Raw genomic sequence first — 15,694 nt, 5'->3', positions numbered from 1 at the left:
GTAGAGCAACAACAGTCCAGGAGGACAATCAAGTGGCGAAGGCGAAGTTCGAGCGGACCAAGCCGCACGTGAACATCGGCACCATCGGTCACGTCGACCACGGCAAGACCACGCTGACCGCGGCCATCACCAAGGTGCTGCACGACAAGTACCCGGACCTCAACAAGAGCTTCGCGTTCGATCAGATCGACAAGGCTCCCGAGGAAAAAGCTCGCGGTATCACGATCAACATCTCGCACGTCGAGTACGAGACCGAGAAGCGTCACTACGCCCACGTCGACGCCCCCGGTCACGCCGACTACATCAAGAACATGATCACCGGTGCTGCCCAGATGGACGGCGCGATCCTCGTGGTCGCCGCCACCGACGGCCCGATGCCGCAGACCCGCGAGCACGTGCTGCTGGCCCGCCAGGTCGGTGTGCCCTACATCCTGGTCGCCCTGAACAAGGCCGACATGGTCGACGACGAGGAGATCATCGAGCTCGTCGAGATGGAGGTCCGCGAACTGCTGGCCGCCCAGGAGTTCGACGAGGAAGCCCCGGTCGTCAAGGTCTCGGCTCTCAAGGCCCTCGAGGGTGACCCCGAGTGGACCAAGTCGGTCGAAGAGCTCATGGCTGCCGTCGACGAGTCGATCCCGGACCCGGTCCGCGAGACCGAGAAGCCGTTCCTCATGCCCGTCGAGGACGTCTTCACCATCACCGGCCGTGGCACCGTTGTCACCGGTCGTGTGGAGCGCGGCGAGGTCAACGTGAACGAGGAAGTCGAGATCGTCGGCATCCGCGAGAAGAGCACCAAGACCACCGTCACCGGTATCGAGATGTTCCACAAGCTCCTCGATTCGGCACAGGCAGGCGACAACGCCGGTCTGCTGCTCCGCGGCCTCAAGCGTGAGGACGTCGAGCGCGGTCAGGTCATCGTGAAGCCGGGCACCACGACCCCGCACACCGAGTTCGAGGGCCAGGCCTACATCCTGTCCAAGGACGAGGGCGGCCGTCACACCCCGTTCTTCAACAACTACCGTCCGCAGTTCTACTTCCGCACCACGGACGTGACCGGCGTCGTGACCCTCCCCGAGGGCACCGAGATGGTCATGCCGGGCGACAACACCGAGATGAGCGTCAAGCTCATCCAGCCGGTCGCCATGGACGAGGGCCTGCGTTTCGCCATCCGCGAGGGTGGCCGCACCGTCGGTGCGGGTCGAGTCACCAAGATCACCAAGTGATCTTGTCCTGACGCACTGACTCTCTGAGTCGACAAAGGCGCCCGGTCACGACAGTGGCCGGGCGCCTTTGTCGTCGGCCCATTCCGACGGGGGTCGGCTCCTACTTATGGACCCAGGCGTAGATCTCGTCCATCGACCCGGTACCTGTGGCGGTTCCTCCGCCGAGAGTCGGTGTGCTGGCGAGTACGAAATAGGTATTGGGCTGGCCGGCGTCGACGACTGCGATCGAGTACTTTCCGATGTCCTGCGAGGCCGTCATCTGACCGTGCAGGACCTTGAACAGGTCGGGGAGTCCACCGGTGTACTTCACGACATGGAAGTGTCGCTTCGAATTAGGGGTCTTCGCGGGATCGACGTTCAGGATGACGTCGGTCTTCGTCCATGCGTACAGGTTCGTCTCGGGCTGCGGGATGGCTCTTAGATCGCGCAGTGTGCCGGGGTACACCTGGGCCATGTGGAGATGGAGTTGGTCCTGGCCCCGCTTCTCGACCGAGTTCACCCCGATGGCAAGGGGTTTGGCCGGATCCTTGGCGACGCGCTTGCCGCCCTGCCACCACGCGGCGCTCCACAGATTCAGCTGCGAGCCGTCCCACAGGTAGGGGCATTCGATGCCGCGTACGCGGTTGGTGGGCACGACCAGGAAGTCGTCGTTGACCCCTTTGCTGTCGCCGCCGTGGCGAACCGCGTAGTACTTCGGCTTCTTCGGATTCGGTTGTACCTGTGCCGCGGGTTGGACGACTTCGAGGTTGCTGCCGAGTTTCTTGGGTGTCGTGTTCTTCACCTGCCCCCACAGCCAGAGTCGGTTGTCGGTTTTCGGATTGTCGCCGGCTTGGCCGCAGAGTTTCTGAGTGGGCGTCGGTGGTGCGGCCGAGGCGACCCCGCCTCCACTCAGGGCCGTACTCGCGACGACGGCCGTGCTGACGGCCAAGGTCGTGAGGAGCCGGGTGAACCGATGCGAGTGGGTGTCGTGCATGGGGAACCTCTCAATTGTGAGCTCGGCGTGCTCATCTGAGCGCAGAGTGTGCCACCCGACTCGCCCGGGTTGGGCGAGAACGTGCAGATCAGGCACGTTCTGCTCGAGCGAAGTGCCGCGAAACACGCGTTTCCGGCGCGGATTCCGAATGATGTGTGAACGTGTCGTTCCATGGCGGGACGCGATGGACTTCAGGCTTCCCCGGAGGAGGTCCGCGAATTAGAGTTCGCGCATGACCATGTTCGGAGAGTCGGGGACCGGACCTCGTGTTCCTGCCCACGTGTGGAGTGCCGTGGGCACTTTCGCCTTTGTCATGCTGTGCGGGATCGTCGGGCCGATCTTCCTCGTCGCCTACTTCGTGATCGATGCGCCCGACACCGAGTGGATGCTGTGGACCGGGATCGGCGTCACCGTTCTCGATGTCCTTCTCGGCGTGGGAATCGCGTGGTTCAACTACCGCGGCGGCGCCAAGCTCGAACGGCTGCGTGCCGCGGGGGTATTCGGCATCGCCGAGATCACCTCCATCGGTCAGACGGGTGTCGAGATCAACGACCAGCCGATGATGAAGCTGGGGTTGCGGATCCGGGCAGACGGGCTGGTGCCCTTCGAGGTGTCGACCCGGAAGGTCGTCCCGTACTACCAGCAGCCGTTGCTGTCTGCCCGGCGGCTGGCGGTGATGGTCGACCCCGACACCCAGGACTTCGAGATCGATTGGCAGGCAACGGCCTTGCTCGCCGGGACGGTGCCCGCCAGGTTCACCTCGGAAGAAGACGGTCGTACCTACGATCTCACCGGTCAGGCGGAGCCGCTGAGCGAGATCCTGCAGATCCTCGGGCGACACGGGGTGGCGGGGAGCGGCGTCATCGATCTGCGTTCGAATCCCGCGGCGCGCGCGGAGGTCATGGACGTCGTCCGCGGCTGGGCCGGCGTCCGGACGGACTCGGCGACGCCGTCCCGGACGGACTCGCCGTTCTTCGCCAAGCCCGGCGCCGGGTCGGGCCGGGTGGCCGACGCCGGTCGATCGCCGGCGGAGCGGCTTGCCTCGCTCGACGAACTGCGCCGTGCCGGAACGATCACCGAGGAGGAGTACGCGCGGGCGCGACAGCGCATCGTCGACGATCTCTGATGGTCAGCACACCTTCTGCGGCGTGGTGAACCGGTTGTCACATCAGCAACTTTGATCACTATAGCCACTGTGGTCACCGCCCGGTATCGATGTCGATGCCCTCTGGTCACAGCTGTGGCATCGCGAATCGCCGTCGAATTACTGTTCGTCAGTGCAGTTCTCACTACGGCCTCGCCGTCTCGCCCGTCGACGACGAGCCCTGGCTCTCTCCTTGACGCTTCTTGCCGTGGTCGGTGTGATCACCTTCGGATCGGGCAATGCATCCGCCTCCGCGACGTTCAGCAGGTTCCACGTGACCGGCTGCGGCATGCCGACCACCCCGGTGGACACCTGGACCCGCTGGGGCAACTACAAGACCGTGATCGCGCTCGACGGCCTCCGTGCGACCGGCGACATCAGCGGGTGGCGACGAGACACCCGTATCCAGCGCATCGCCGACGCCGGCGTCAACGTGGTCCAGCCCGTCGGTGGGCTCGCGAGCTTCTACACCGACTGGGAAGCGGCCAGTCCGGCCAACAAGATCGGTTATCGGTACCGATGGACGTGCCGGCTGAACACGATCGTGCGCGAACTCGACGCACGCGGTCTCGCCGTCGGCGCGGCAGGCAAGTACGCGATGATGGGTATCTCCATGGGCGGCAACGCCGCGATGGTCTACGGGGCGTATCACCGCAAGCGCATATCGCACGTGTTCTCGATGTCCGGTTACCTGAACCTGTCCGCACCCACCATGCGGGAGGCCGTGCGGCTCGCGTTGATCGACGCCGGGATCGGCGCGGGCGTCGGCCCGTTCAGCGCCGACGCCATGTGGGGGCCGCCGTGGAGTGACCGGTGGGCCCGTAACGACGCCCTCGTCCAACTGCCCCGGATGCGTGGGATGAAGATCCGCATCGGCTCGGGATCGGCGACGTGGGGTCCGCACAACGCCGACGCCGTCGCCTCGGTCAAGGGCACCCCGCTTGAGGTCGTGTCGCTGGCGCAGACCCGGTCGTTCGAGGTCGCCGCCGCGCTGCAGGGCATCCCGGTCACGACGGACTTCCCGTCGGTGGGGACCCATACCTGGGGGTACTGGGAGGACATGGTGTGGCGTGCCACGAACAGCGGCTGGTTCCGCGACCGATGAGAACCGGTCCGTCCGGGACCCACGCGCTGGTGTGGACTGTGACGGCGACCGCACCGCCGACGCTCGTAAGCTGACGGTCATGCGTGTTCTGCGTCGAAGCGGCGCCCCCGACCTGGCGGTCCGGGTCGCGGGCGAAGCCGACCGTGGCGTGCCCGTCGTCCTCGTGCACGGCATGGCGTCGGATCATTCGACCTGGCGTCGCCTCGCGGCGGCTCTCCGCGCCCGCGGGCGCGCGGTGATCAGCGTCGACCTCCGCGGACACGGACGCAGCGGGCGGGCCCGAGATGTCTATCGGCTCGACGACTTCCGCGACGATCTGGCCTACGTCCTCGACACCCTCGGCATCGCGGTCGCCGACGTGGTCGGCCACTCTCTCGGGGCCCACACCGCGCTACGTTTCGCCATGCTCGAGCCGTCCCGGATCCGGCGCCTGGTCCTCGAGGAGGTGCCGCCGATGCCCCGTGACGAGGCCGACCTGTCCGAGGGCATCGCGATGCGCGCCACGCTGGGTGAGCAGGTTCGTGGACTGATCGCGTTGGCGCGCAATCCCTTTCCGGTCATCCGATTCGATGGACGGATGGGCGACCAGATCGTCGCCGAATTCGATGTCTGTGCACCGCACTGGTGGTCGGAACTGCCGGATGTGCAGGCCGCCGCCCTGGTCATCTCCGGTGGCGAGAAGAGTTTCCTGCCCCCGCGCCACCTGCAGACCCTCAGCGAGGCCCTGCCGGACTCGCGGTTCGTCACCATCGAGGCGGGTCACAGCGTCCACCGTGATCGCGCTGCGGAGTTCGTCGCACACGTCGACGGATTTCTCGGGCACTGACCCTTCGAGACGCTCGCACGCTCGCTCCTCAGGGAGCGGGAGAGGTGAGGCCCCCTGCTCGCGGTGTGGTCCCGGGGTGCCGGAGGCGCCCTGCTCCCTGAGGAGGCCCGGAGCTTGCGGAGGGTCTGGAAGGGTTATCGCGCGGGCTTGTTGTGCAGCGGCCTCGGGTCGATCCCGACCTTGCGCCAGGCGTCGTAGGCCCACGGGACGTAGAGGTACTTGAGCGGCAACTTGTTGATCAGCGGATTGGCGGCCCGCATGAGGGCGGCGAAACGCTGGAAGTTCTTCTCGCGTCGCTCGTTCCACTCCAGATCGCAGACCGCGCGCATCTGTGGGGGCAGCGTCCCGACGACGACCGTTCGGATGAAGGCGTTCAACGGAAGCGACACGATCTTCCACACGGGTGCGAGAATCTTCTTGGGCCGCGGGAGCCCCTGCCGGATGTAACCGGTGGCGTAGACGATCGTCTTGTGCGGCACGAAGCGGTCGAGCATGTCGTCCCAGTACTGGACGAACTCCTCGTAGGTCTGCGGCTGACCGCGGTCGCTGACCCCGTAGAGCTGGTACCAGGTCTTGCTCTCCTCGAAGATCTGGACCTTCTCGGCGTAGGACAGGCGGCGGATGAAGGTGTCGGTGATGTAGAGGACCTGGTCGACGAAGGTCGCGTGCGCCCAGTAGAACAGTTCCGGATTGAGTGCGTGGTAGCGCGATCCATCGCTGATGGTGCCCTTGATGTCCTTGTGGAAGTCGCGCACCGTGCGTCCCCACTTCTCCGGCTCGGTGCTGTAGACGGTCCGCATGACCGGCGGCCCGGTGCGCTTGGCCCGACCGAGGAAGTCGCTGAAGATGACCGAATGGTCGAGCACGGCCTGGCCGAGCTGCTCGATGCAGTTCTCCGTGCCGGCCAGGCGCTGGAAGCCGAGCAGGCCCCGGTTGTCGCCGTAGAACTTCCACACGAGCGAGTCGGCACCGAGGCGCGGCGAGGCGATCTCGCCCGCGGTGTCCGGAGTGTCGTCGACGATCATCGGTTCCGCCTCGCGGATGCCGGCGTCGAATCCCTGGTTGACTGACATGGCGGCGAGAATATCGCACTTGGAACAAACTTGGAAGGTTGTTTCAACGACGCGGGTGATCCGCATGCGAGAGGGAGGTCCGATGACGCGCGGCCGACAACGGGAGACGGGACGGCAGGAGTGGGCGCTTCCCGACGTCGAGGACGTCCTCGCCTCCGCGGTCGCGGTACGGCTGCCGATGCGCACGAGGTTCCGCGGACTGACCGCCCGGGAGACGATGATCTTCGCCGGGCCGGCGGGATGGGGTGAGTTCGGGCCGTTCGTCGAATACGACGACAAAGAGGCGTCGTCGTGGTTGCGGGCCGGCCTCGAAGCCGCCTGGGTCGGGCCCCCTGGCGCCGTTCGCGAGACCGTCCCGGTCAATGCGACCGTGCCCGCGATCCCCGCCGACGAGGTCGCCACTCTGCTGGAGCGTTACCCCGGCGCGGGTACCGCGAAGGTCAAGGTCGCCGAACCCGGTCAGACGCTCGACGACGACGTCGCGCGGGTCGCGGCGACGCGAGCGGTCATCGACCGGGTCCGCGTCGATGCGAACGGGGGCTGGACCGTCGACGAGGCCGTCGCCGCGTTGCGTGCCATCGGAGACGTCGAGTACGCCGAACAGCCTTGTCGCACAGTCGAGGAATTGGCTGCGGTGCGTCGAGCGGTGTCGGTGCCGGTCGCCGCCGACGAATCGATCAGAAAAGCCGAGGATCCGTATCGAGTGGTGGCCGCCGACGCCGCGGACGTCGCCGTGGTCAAGGTGGCTCCGCTCGGCGGGATGCGGGCGACCCTCGACCTCGCCGACGACCTCGGACTCGAGATCGTGGTCTCGAGCGCCCTCGACAGCGCGGTCGGGATGGCCGCGGGCGTCGCCGCCGCTGCTGCCCTGCCGCGCCTGGAACTCGCGTGCGGACTGGGAACCGGATCGCTGCTCACCGCGGATGTCGCGGCGTCGTTCCTGATGGTCGACGGCACGGTCGGAGTTCGATGGTTCGGCCCCGGCGCCTCGGTGGAGACGGCCGAGCTCGCCGTCGGGCCGGATCGGCAGCACTGGTGGCGGGAGCGTGTGCGGCGGTGCCATCGGCTGCTCGCGGCGCGCTGGAACGTCGACGCCCACACCGCTCGATAGGAACGCTTTTTCCGATCTGTCTCATCATGGTCTAGGATGCGATGTGGGTCACAGTGTGGCCGACGCTTCACGGACAGCTCGAGCGGGAGAGGGATGAGCATGGCTTCGGATCTGGCGGCTGCGCCGGCGGGGATGGGTCTGCCCGGTACCTCCTGCTCGGACCGAGTCGTGGCGATGGCTGCGGGCGGCGCTCTCGGCGACCGCGTGCACGCAAGCCCCGGGTTGTATTTTGACCAGATGGAGATCACGACGATCACGCAGCGCAGGCTGGGCGGCAACCAGTGGCCGGTACCCGCGGAGGACGAGCTCCCTGTCACGGTGTGGCGGCGATGACCGTGGCAGACACCGGAACGAAGACCGACAGCAGGGCCAGGACGTCGACACGGAAGGTTCGCAACACCGCCAGCCCGGCCGACCAGGAAGCGGCGATCCTCGCCGCTGCCGGGGCCGAGTTCGCCGAGGTCGGCGTCCGACGCGCCAACATCGACGAGGTCGCCGCACGCGCGGGGGTGAGCCGCAGTACGTTGTACCGTCGCTTCCCCAACAAGGACGCGCTGCTCTACGCGGTGGCGAACGACGCCTACGAGACCGGCATGCAGAAGCTGGAGGCCTCGGTGAAGGGCCTCGGCCCGAAGGCCGCGCTGGTGGAGGCATTCGCCGTCGGCGCCGAGTGGGTCAACTCCGACCCGTTGCTCAGCCGCATCGTCCTCACCGACTCCGAGATCAAGAGCGTCACCGCGAAGATGACGTCGCTGTTCATCGACATGGTCACCGACCGGGTTGCCGCCACACTCCGCGACGAGGGCGCGCAGATGCCCGTCGAAGATCTGCTGGAAGCAGTGGAGATCCATGTACGGCTGGTGATCTCGCTCCTGGAGACGCCGCCCTCGGACCCCGCCCGTAACGAGCCGCAGCGCGTTCGGGACTTCGCGTCGAAGTTCCTGGCGCCGATGATCTGGTGAACCCCGGCCGGGGATGAACGGGCCCGGTCCGTCGCACCCCGCGCCCGCTGTTCGAAGTCCGCACCCACCGAAGGAGATCCAATGAGTCTGCGCGACAGGCTGTCCCGAACACCCGATCACGACGCCATCCGCGCCGCGTTACGGGACAAGGTCGTGGTCGTCACCGGTGGCGCACGCGGCATCGGATTCGAGACCGCGACCCAGCTGTTCGACGCGGGCGCCAAGGTGGCCATCGGCGATGTGGATTCGGAAGCCGTGGGCAAGGCCGCCGCCGACCTCGGCATCGAGGGCATCGAGGTGGACGTGACCAAGCGCGAGTCCTTCGACGCCTTCCTGACCGAGGTCGAGGCGCGGCTGGGACCGATCAACGTGCTCGTGAACAACGCGGGGATCATGCCGGTCGGCCCGTTCCTGTCCTACGACGACACGATCATCCGCCGCACCTACGAGATCGACGTGCTCGGCGTGATCATCGGCTGCCAGGAGGCGGCCCGCCGGATGGCGCCGCGCCGCACCGGTCACATCGTGAACATCGCATCGACGGCCGGACGCATCCCGACCCCCGGTCTCACGATCTACAACGGCGCCAAGGCGGCCGTCATCGAGTTCTCCGAGGCGCTCGGCGCCGAACTCGAACCGCAGGGCGTCACGGTCAGCGCGGTACTCCCGACATTCACCCGTACCGCCCTGATCTCGGGCCTGCAGACCAACAAGTTCATCCAGACCGTCGAGCCCGGCGAGGTGGCCTCGATCGTCGTGCAGACGATCGCGCGGCCGGTCACCCGGGTCTACGCGCCGCGGTCGATGCGATGGGCCGAGTCGAGTCCGCTGTTCCCGCAGGCGATGAAGCGCCTCTCGCGCAAGCTGACCAAGCTCGACTCGATCTTCCTGAGCCCCGACCAACAGGCCCGCGCCGCATACTCCAGCCGGATCCGCGGCGAGAAGGTCGACACCAGGGCGGTGGGCGCGAGCCTGACGCAGCCCCAGGAGAGCACGCCCCTGTCGTCGTGAAGGTGGCGGACACGAGAGGTCGGCCGGCGGCCTCGTCCGGGGCGCGCGACATCGCTGCCGAGCGGGCGGCCAGACGCGAGCTGCGCGAGGCACTGGACGAATTGCACAGGATCGAGGTGGACGCCGGACTCCGGCGTCGCCTTCCCCGGCGGCGGTGGGTCGTCGCGGTCCTCGTACTCGTCGTGGCCCTCGCGCTGGCCGCGGTCGCGGTGACCGCGTGGACGCGAGACCATGCGCGCTACTCCGACGCCGAACTCCAGTCGGCCGCAGCCGAACGGGTCGAAGTGCTCATCGCGCCGGACAGCCGCGATGACCGGCGAGCCCAGCGGATCCTCGCCGGTGCCACAGGGGCCTTCTATGACGAGTTCGCCCAGTCCGCGGACAGCTACACCGAATTCGTCCGTGCCAACGGCACTGTCGCGGAGTCCTCGGTCGACGGCACCGGGATATCGGCCCGGGACGGGGACTCCGCCACGGTCCTCATCGCCGCCACCGTTGTGTTCGCGCGCCCCGGCCCACCGGATGAGACCGACGACCAGACACGCAGATTCCGGTTGCGGGTCCTTGTCACACCGGACGACGGCAGCCTCAAACTCGGGGCGGTGCAGTACCTCCCATGAGATCGACGACGACATCCGGAGCGGCCGGAGGACACGCGGGACGGGCGACGGCGCGGACCGTCTCCGCGCGCGTCGCAGCTGTCCGCATCGTGATCGCGACGGTCGTTCTGGTGACGACGCTCGTCGTCGTGCTCGCGCTGTGGGATTCGCAGCGAGCGGGCGCCGATGTCGCGGAGAGCCGGGACGAGCTGCGGACGCAGGCCGGTGCGATCGTCTCGGAGGTCTTCTCCGTCGACGCGGAAAGGTGGCAACAGGACCGGGCCCGGGCGCGAGCCCTGGTCGCCGAGGACTTCACGGACAGCTACGGTGCCCAGCTCGATCGACCGCCGCCCGAGGGGACGTCTTCGGTCACCTGGCGACCCGAGATCGTCAGCATCGTCGGGGCCGACGCGCAGGAGGGGGAAGCGTTGTTACGCGTCGCGGTGACCGTTCGCCCCGCCGACCGGCCGGCGACGACGGTGCGCCGTTCGGTCCTCGCCCGGTTCGTGCGCTCGGGCGACGCGTGGCGTCTCTCCGCCGCGGATGTGATCGGATGACCGCGCTCCACGGCCGCCGGGGGTGGCGGCGATGAACGAGACCGGCGCCACCAGAGTCGAACTCGCCCGTGAGCGGGTCGACACGGCGGTGCGCCGGGCGCGCACCGCCCGGATCGCCGCCGCCCCGGCCCTTCGGTCGCGTGCGATACGTCGGACACGCCTGCTGCGCCGGACCCTCGTCGCAGCGGCACTCGCCGTGCTGGTCCTGGTCGCGGTGGCCGGCGTGCTGAGCTGGCAGATCCGCGGGCAGCACGAGGTGACGGAGCTGACGAACGACGTGCTCGCGTCCGCACGCGGCGCCGTGACCGTCATGCTCACCGCCGACCCGGCCGATCCCGATGGTTACGTGACCGCTGTCGCCGAGGTGAGCACCGGAGCCCAGCGGGAGCGGATCGAGGCAGCCCGCGACGCCCTGGTCGCGGAGGTGGGCGGGCAGACGGGTTCGAGTGTCGGACAGGTGGTGTCGGCGGGACTCGTCACGGACCCGACATCCGACGAGATCGGTGCCGACGTCGACGTGCTGGTGGTCGCCGACGCGACGAATCCGGCCCTCCTGGGTGAGTCGGGGGACGGGTCCGGGGTCGACACCACCGGCGAGCGGGTCACGGCGCTGGTCACGATGACCCTCACCGAAGACGGCTGGAAGATCGCCCAGGCGAGGCGTCCGTGACCGCCACCGGAGACCGCGAGTTGCTACCGCCACTCCCGGCCAGACGCGAGCGCACCCGGATACGGCTTCTGGCCGCCGCGTCGGTGCTGCTGCTCGCGGTCGCGGTGATCGCCGGCGCGGGCGCGCTGCGTCCTGACTCCGATCCGACCGAGGAGCAACGCGCCGAGATCCTGACGGCCGCGGCGGCGGCGGTCGGTGCGGTTCTCACCTATTCGCCGGATGAGCCCGCAGACCGGCGTCGAGCGACCGACGCGTTGCTCACCGACCCGCTCCGCCTGGAGTACCGCAACCGCGGAGCCGATGTCGTGGTGCCGGGTGTCCGTGCGTCGGCGGTCTCGGTGACGGGTGAGGTCGTCGGTGCCGGCCTGCACGAGAGCGGTCCCGACCGGGCGCGGGTGCTCGTGTTCGTGAACGAGATAATCGCGACCGCGCCTGGTGAATCTACAGGCTTTAGGCTGCCCGCCGATGCGAAACCGGCGCGGACCCCTACCGCGCGGTGGGCACTTATGCGTAAGGTCGACGGGAATTGGCTGCTGTCCGACCTGCAACCGGTCGGCGATGTGACCCGTTGAGACACGAGTTGTCCCCGGGCGGTCCGCGCGACCGCCGGGCGCAGACGGCTGTCGACCGGGAGAGACGACGAAGGGTACGAGAGATGAGTGGATCGAGCGCGGGCGTGGTCGTCGTCGGTGCCGGGCTGGGCGGAATCCGGGTCGCGGAGAACCTGCGGAACAACGGTTTCACGGACCCGATCACGCTCGTGGGGGCCGAAGCCCACCCGCCGTACGATCGTCCGCCGCTGTCGAAGTCGGTGCTGCTGGGCAAGGACGACCGCGTCGACCTCAAGCCCGCGGAGTTCTATGACGAAGCCGGTATCACGCTGCGGCTGGGTGAGGCGGTGACCGCGGTGTCACCGGCAGATCAGACGCTCACGCTGGCCTCGGGCGCCACCGTCGCCTACGACACCCTGGTGCTGGCCACCGGCCTCGATCCGCGGCCGTTTCCCGGTCTCACCGAGAACGTCCGGGGCGTACACGTGCTCCGCACCTACGACGACGCGGTCGCGCTGCGCGACGAGATCGATTCCGCGAGCACCGCGGTCGTCATCGGTGCCGGCTTCATCGGATGTGAGGTGGCCGCCGGGCTCACCGCGCGCGGTGTGGCCGTCAGCCTCGTCGAACCGGCTCCGACGCCGCTCGCCGTGGCGCTGGGCGAACAGATCGGCGCGCTGGTGTCGCGTCTGCACGTCGCGAACGGCGTCGATCTCCGGACCGGCGTCGGAGTCGGGAACATCGTCGTCTCCGACGGCCGGGTGCATGCCGTCGAACTCACCGACGGCACCACGTTGCCCGCTGACATCGTGGTCGTCGGCATCGGTTCGACGCCGGTGACGGGATACCTCGAGGGCTCCGGCATCGAGCTCGCCCCGCGCGACGTCGGGGGTGGCATCGCCTGCGACGCAACCGGACACACCAGTGCCGAGAACATCTACGCACTCGGCGACGTCGCCAACTGGCTCGACGAGGACGGCACTCCACACCGCGTCGAACACTGGAATCACACGGTCGAGCAGGCGTCGGTCGTCGCCCACCAGATCACCGGGGGCGACGCGGTCACCGCGTCGGTCGCGTACTTCTGGAGCGACCAGTTCGACGTCAAGATCCAGGTGCTCGGCGCACCGCGCGCCGATGACGACGTCCACGTCGTCGACGACGACGGCAAGAAGTTCGTCGCGTACTACAGCCGGGACGGTGTCCTCACCGGGGTGGTGGGCGCGGGCAAGGTGGGCGCGGTGATGAAGACCCGGCCGAAACTTCAGACCCCGACGCCCGTGGCGGATCTGCTCTAGACCTCTCATGTCGCACGCGCCCACCGCCGCGCAGGTACGCGACGCGGCGGCCGAGGTGGCGGATCCAGAGCTCGCGCGCGGACAGGCCGCGTTCTTCCAAGCCCGACCGGGTGGATACGGGGAAGGCGACGAATTCCTCGGAATCCGGGTACCCGTGCAACGCAAGATCGCGAAGAGGTTCCGCGGTATCGCGCCGGATCAGGTCGTCGAGCTGCTCGACTCACCGGTGCACGAGCACCGTCTGATCGCGCTGTTCCTCCTCCGCGAGGAGTTCGACAGCGAGCTGCGTCGCGGTGGCGACGGGCGGGCCTGGGTCGACCTCTATCTCGACGCCGTGTGTCGGGGCCGGGTCGACAACTGGGATCTCGTCGACTCCTCCGCCGATCCGGTCCTCGGCGAATACTGCAGGCGCACCGGAGAACTCGACCTCGTCACGCAGCACGCGCGGGACCCCGACCTCTGGCGACGACGTGTCGGGATCATCGCGACCTTCGCGTTCATCAAGCACGGGGATGCGACGGCACTGCTCGCCGTGGCACCGTTCGTCCGCGACGACCGTCGCGATCTGATCCAGAAGGCATTCGGCTGGATGCTGCGCGAGGTCGGCAAGCGGGTCGACGAGACCGTGCTGCTCGGCTACCTGGACGACAATGCGGCTCGGATGGGCCGTACCGCTCTGACGTACGCGCTCGAGCACCGGACTCCGGAAGAACGCACGCACTATCGCGGCCTCCGTTGACCGGCTCCGTGCTCGAATCCGGCAGCGCCGCAGAGCCTACTGCTACTTGGGGTGCGTGGCGCGTCGCCAACCCTTCGTGACGCTCGCAAGCTCGCTCCTCAGGGGGCAAAAACACGGCCGAGCAAGCGACGACGGAGCGCGTCGAGGTCGACGACCTGCCCTCCGCTCCCTGAGGTGCGAGGAGCGATAGCCGCCGGGCCGAGCAAGCGACGAAGGAGCGCGTCGAGGTCGACGAGCCTCGAAGGGTCAGCCCTCGCGCGCGACCTTCGCGGCAGCCCAGATCATCGGCAGCTGGAAGGGCAACCGGGCGAGGGCCACGATCTTGTAGGGCAGCGGCTTGTCCCACCAGAGGCGGACCATGTTGATGTTCGCGGGGTACACGGCCAGGAACAGCAGCACCGACGCCGCGCCCGCGGCACGCCGGGTCTTCGGCGCGAGAAGTGCTGCGCCCAGCCCGATCTCGGCGACACCGGAGGCGTAGGTCAGTGTCCGGGGGTCGCCCGGGATCTCCTCGGGGATGATCTCGTCGAACGGCTTGGGCGCGACGAAGTGCAGCACGCCGATGCTGATGAGCATGGCGGCGAGGCCACGTGCGAGCTGGACGGGGTCGAGCCGGGAACCACGGAGGGTGTTCACGTCGTCGTACTCCTTCGGTAGACCTGCGACTGCACGAACTCAACCCACTCTGTCAGAATTCGATCTTCAGCGTGTCCGATGTGGGATGCGCCTGGCAGCCCAGGATGTAGCCGTCCTCGATGTCCTCGGGGTCGAGCGCGCCCGCGTTGTCCATGTCGACGCTGCCCTCGGTGAGAGTGCAAGCACACGAACCGCATTCGCCCTCCTGGCAGGAATACGGCGCATCGAGTCCGGCGGCCAGCATGATGTCGATGAGAGTGCGTGACCGCGGCCAGGTCAGGGTGTGGGTCTCACCGTCGAGTTCCACCTCGACGGTGGCGGCCGCCGCCTGCTCCTCGTCGCTGACCTCGTCGAGTTCGACGTCGGCGAACGGATCGCCGGACAGCGAGTTGTAGACCTCGGTGTGCACGTTGTGATGCGGGAAATCAGCGTCGGCGAGGCCCTTGTGCACGGCATCCATGAAGGGCCCCGGCCCGCACATGTAGGCGACGTGCGAGGCCGCGTACGGGGCGAAGGCCGTCGACAGCGCGGCGGCACTCGGCAGGCCCTGCAGTGACTCGAGCCAGTGGATGACGGTGAGCCGGCCGGGGTGGGCGGTGAGGAGTTCGCGGAGCTCGGCGGCGAAGATGACGTCGGCGACATCGCGATTGGCATAGAAGAAGACGATCGGCGCATCACCCTTCGCGAGGGCGGCCTTGAGGATCGACATCACCGGTGTCACACCGCTGCCGGCAGCGATGAGCAGGAGCGGGTCGTCGTAGGACCTGGGGGTGAACACCCCGGACGGCGGCAGCACCTCGACCTGGGTGCCGGGGGAGAGGTGGTCGCACACCCAATTCGATCCGTACCCGTCGGCCGTGCGCTTCACGGTCACCTTCGGCTGCGGGTCGGTGAACGGCGACGATGCGAGCGAGTAGCAGCGCGCGACCGATCCGGTCTGCTCGCTCGGAATCCGGAGCGTCAGGAACTGCCCCGGTTTGTAGTCGGTGAACGCCTTCGCCGAGGCCTCCGGCACCTCGAAGGCGATGGACTTGGCCTGGGCCGTCTCGTCGATCACCTCGGACACCGTGAGGATCACGCTGCGTGAACCGTGAGGGGTCAGGTCAGACATGTGCGCAGTCTCCGCCGTCGAGGACCGGCACCCCGGCCCAAATTAGAACACGTTCTACTTCAGCCTAGCGCAACTGCCTCGGGTCCCACGAGGGGCTCCGGCGAC

Annotated in this window: 18 protein-coding genes; 14 read left to right on the top strand and 4 right to left on the bottom strand. The window is 67.9% G+C overall.

Annotated features, from left to right (window positions below; genetic code table 11):
• The first annotated feature begins 32 nt into the window (after nt 1-32).
• Entirely contained in the window at nt 33-1,223 is a 1,191-nt protein-coding gene (tuf, locus tag AC3B6C_RS01225; protein ID WP_010840506.1) for an elongation factor Tu, read from the top strand.
• A gap of 100 nt (nt 1,224-1,323) precedes the next feature.
• Here tuf and AC3B6C_RS01220 read toward each other — a convergent pair whose 3' ends face one another.
• Nucleotides 1,324-2,196 carry a CDP-diacylglycerol diphosphatase gene (locus AC3B6C_RS01220; protein ID WP_014927887.1) on the bottom strand — a complete coding sequence of 291 codons (873 nt, stop codon included), beginning with the start codon at nt 2,194-2,196 and terminating at the stop codon, nt 1,324-1,326.
• Between the two features lie 232 nt (nt 2,197-2,428).
• Here AC3B6C_RS01220 and AC3B6C_RS01215 point away from each other — a divergent pair, with 232 nt between their 5' ends.
• The 3 genes from AC3B6C_RS01215 to AC3B6C_RS01205 all read left to right on the top strand — a co-directional run bounded on the left by AC3B6C_RS01215 (nt 2,429) and on the right by AC3B6C_RS01205 (nt 5,271).
• Nucleotides 2,429-3,322, top strand: coding sequence for an SHOCT domain-containing protein (locus tag AC3B6C_RS01215; protein ID WP_488358122.1), 894 nt, complete (start codon nt 2,429-2,431; stop codon nt 3,320-3,322).
• A gap of 211 nt (nt 3,323-3,533) precedes the next feature.
• Nucleotides 3,534-4,445 (top strand): alpha/beta hydrolase, encoded by a 912-nt coding sequence (locus AC3B6C_RS01210; protein ID WP_014927885.1) that lies wholly within the window; start codon nt 3,534-3,536, stop codon nt 4,443-4,445.
• 79 nt (nt 4,446-4,524) lie between these two features.
• Entirely contained in the window at nt 4,525-5,271 is a 747-nt protein-coding gene (locus AC3B6C_RS01205; protein WP_014927884.1) for an alpha/beta fold hydrolase, read from the top strand.
• Nucleotides 5,272-5,405: 134 nt separating this feature from the next.
• On the opposite strand, the gene AC3B6C_RS01200 is transcribed toward AC3B6C_RS01205, so the two are convergent.
• A complete protein-coding gene (locus AC3B6C_RS01200) occupies nt 5,406-6,344 on the bottom strand; it encodes an oxygenase MpaB family protein (RefSeq protein ID WP_488374627.1) in 939 nt (312 codons plus the stop codon).
• Between the two features lie 82 nt (nt 6,345-6,426).
• Here AC3B6C_RS01200 and AC3B6C_RS01195 point away from each other — a divergent pair, with 82 nt between their 5' ends.
• From AC3B6C_RS01195 to AC3B6C_RS01150, 10 genes are all read left to right on the top strand, one after another.
• Nucleotides 6,427-7,455, top strand: coding sequence for an o-succinylbenzoate synthase (locus AC3B6C_RS01195; RefSeq protein ID WP_488374626.1), 1,029 nt, complete (start codon nt 6,427-6,429; stop codon nt 7,453-7,455).
• Nucleotides 7,456-7,554: 99 nt separating this feature from the next.
• Nucleotides 7,555-7,788 carry a hypothetical protein gene (locus AC3B6C_RS01190; protein WP_010840499.1) on the top strand — a complete coding sequence of 78 codons (234 nt, stop codon included), beginning with the start codon at nt 7,555-7,557 and terminating at the stop codon, nt 7,786-7,788.
• Nucleotides 7,785-8,417, top strand: coding sequence for a TetR/AcrR family transcriptional regulator (locus AC3B6C_RS01185; protein WP_035716915.1), 633 nt, complete (start codon nt 7,785-7,787; stop codon nt 8,415-8,417). The genes AC3B6C_RS01190 and AC3B6C_RS01185 overlap by 4 nt, the downstream gene beginning before the upstream one ends.
• An 81-nt stretch (nt 8,418-8,498) precedes the next feature.
• Nucleotides 8,499-9,428 carry an SDR family oxidoreductase gene (locus tag AC3B6C_RS01180; RefSeq protein WP_488374625.1) on the top strand — a complete coding sequence of 310 codons (930 nt, stop codon included), beginning with the start codon at nt 8,499-8,501 and terminating at the stop codon, nt 9,426-9,428.
• Nucleotides 9,425-10,048 carry a hypothetical protein gene (locus tag AC3B6C_RS01175; protein WP_010840496.1) on the top strand — a complete coding sequence of 208 codons (624 nt, stop codon included), beginning with the start codon at nt 9,425-9,427 and terminating at the stop codon, nt 10,046-10,048. The genes AC3B6C_RS01180 and AC3B6C_RS01175 overlap by 4 nt, the downstream gene beginning before the upstream one ends.
• Complete coding sequence (locus AC3B6C_RS01170) at nt 10,045-10,584, top strand: SH3 domain-containing protein (RefSeq protein WP_488374624.1); 540 nt, start codon at nt 10,045-10,047, stop codon at nt 10,582-10,584. The genes AC3B6C_RS01175 and AC3B6C_RS01170 overlap by 4 nt, the downstream gene beginning before the upstream one ends.
• 31 nt (nt 10,585-10,615) lie before the next feature.
• Nucleotides 10,616-11,254, top strand: coding sequence for a hypothetical protein (locus AC3B6C_RS01165; protein ID WP_488374623.1), 639 nt, complete (start codon nt 10,616-10,618; stop codon nt 11,252-11,254).
• Entirely contained in the window at nt 11,251-11,826 is a 576-nt protein-coding gene (locus AC3B6C_RS01160; protein ID WP_488374622.1) for a hypothetical protein, read from the top strand. Before AC3B6C_RS01165 ends, AC3B6C_RS01160 begins: the two co-directional genes overlap by 4 nt.
• 83 nt (nt 11,827-11,909) lie before the next feature.
• Entirely contained in the window at nt 11,910-13,103 is a 1,194-nt protein-coding gene (locus tag AC3B6C_RS01155) for an NAD(P)/FAD-dependent oxidoreductase (RefSeq protein ID WP_488374621.1), read from the top strand.
• Between the two features lie 7 nt (nt 13,104-13,110).
• Complete coding sequence (locus tag AC3B6C_RS01150) at nt 13,111-13,842, top strand: DNA alkylation repair protein (RefSeq protein WP_488374620.1); 732 nt, start codon at nt 13,111-13,113, stop codon at nt 13,840-13,842.
• Nucleotides 13,843-14,088: 246 nt separating this feature from the next.
• Here AC3B6C_RS01150 and AC3B6C_RS01145 read toward each other — a convergent pair whose 3' ends face one another.
• Entirely contained in the window at nt 14,089-14,418 is a 330-nt protein-coding gene (locus AC3B6C_RS01145; RefSeq protein ID WP_425307023.1) for a DoxX family protein, read from the bottom strand.
• Between the two features lie 112 nt (nt 14,419-14,530).
• A complete protein-coding gene (locus AC3B6C_RS01140) occupies nt 14,531-15,589 on the bottom strand; it encodes a 2Fe-2S iron-sulfur cluster-binding protein (RefSeq protein WP_488374619.1) in 1,059 nt (352 codons plus the stop codon).
• Between the last annotated feature and the right edge of the window lie 105 nt (nt 15,590-15,694).

Source organism: Gordonia sp. 11cp (assembly GCF_057767225.1).
This window is presented reverse-complemented; position numbering and strand designations above follow the sequence as displayed.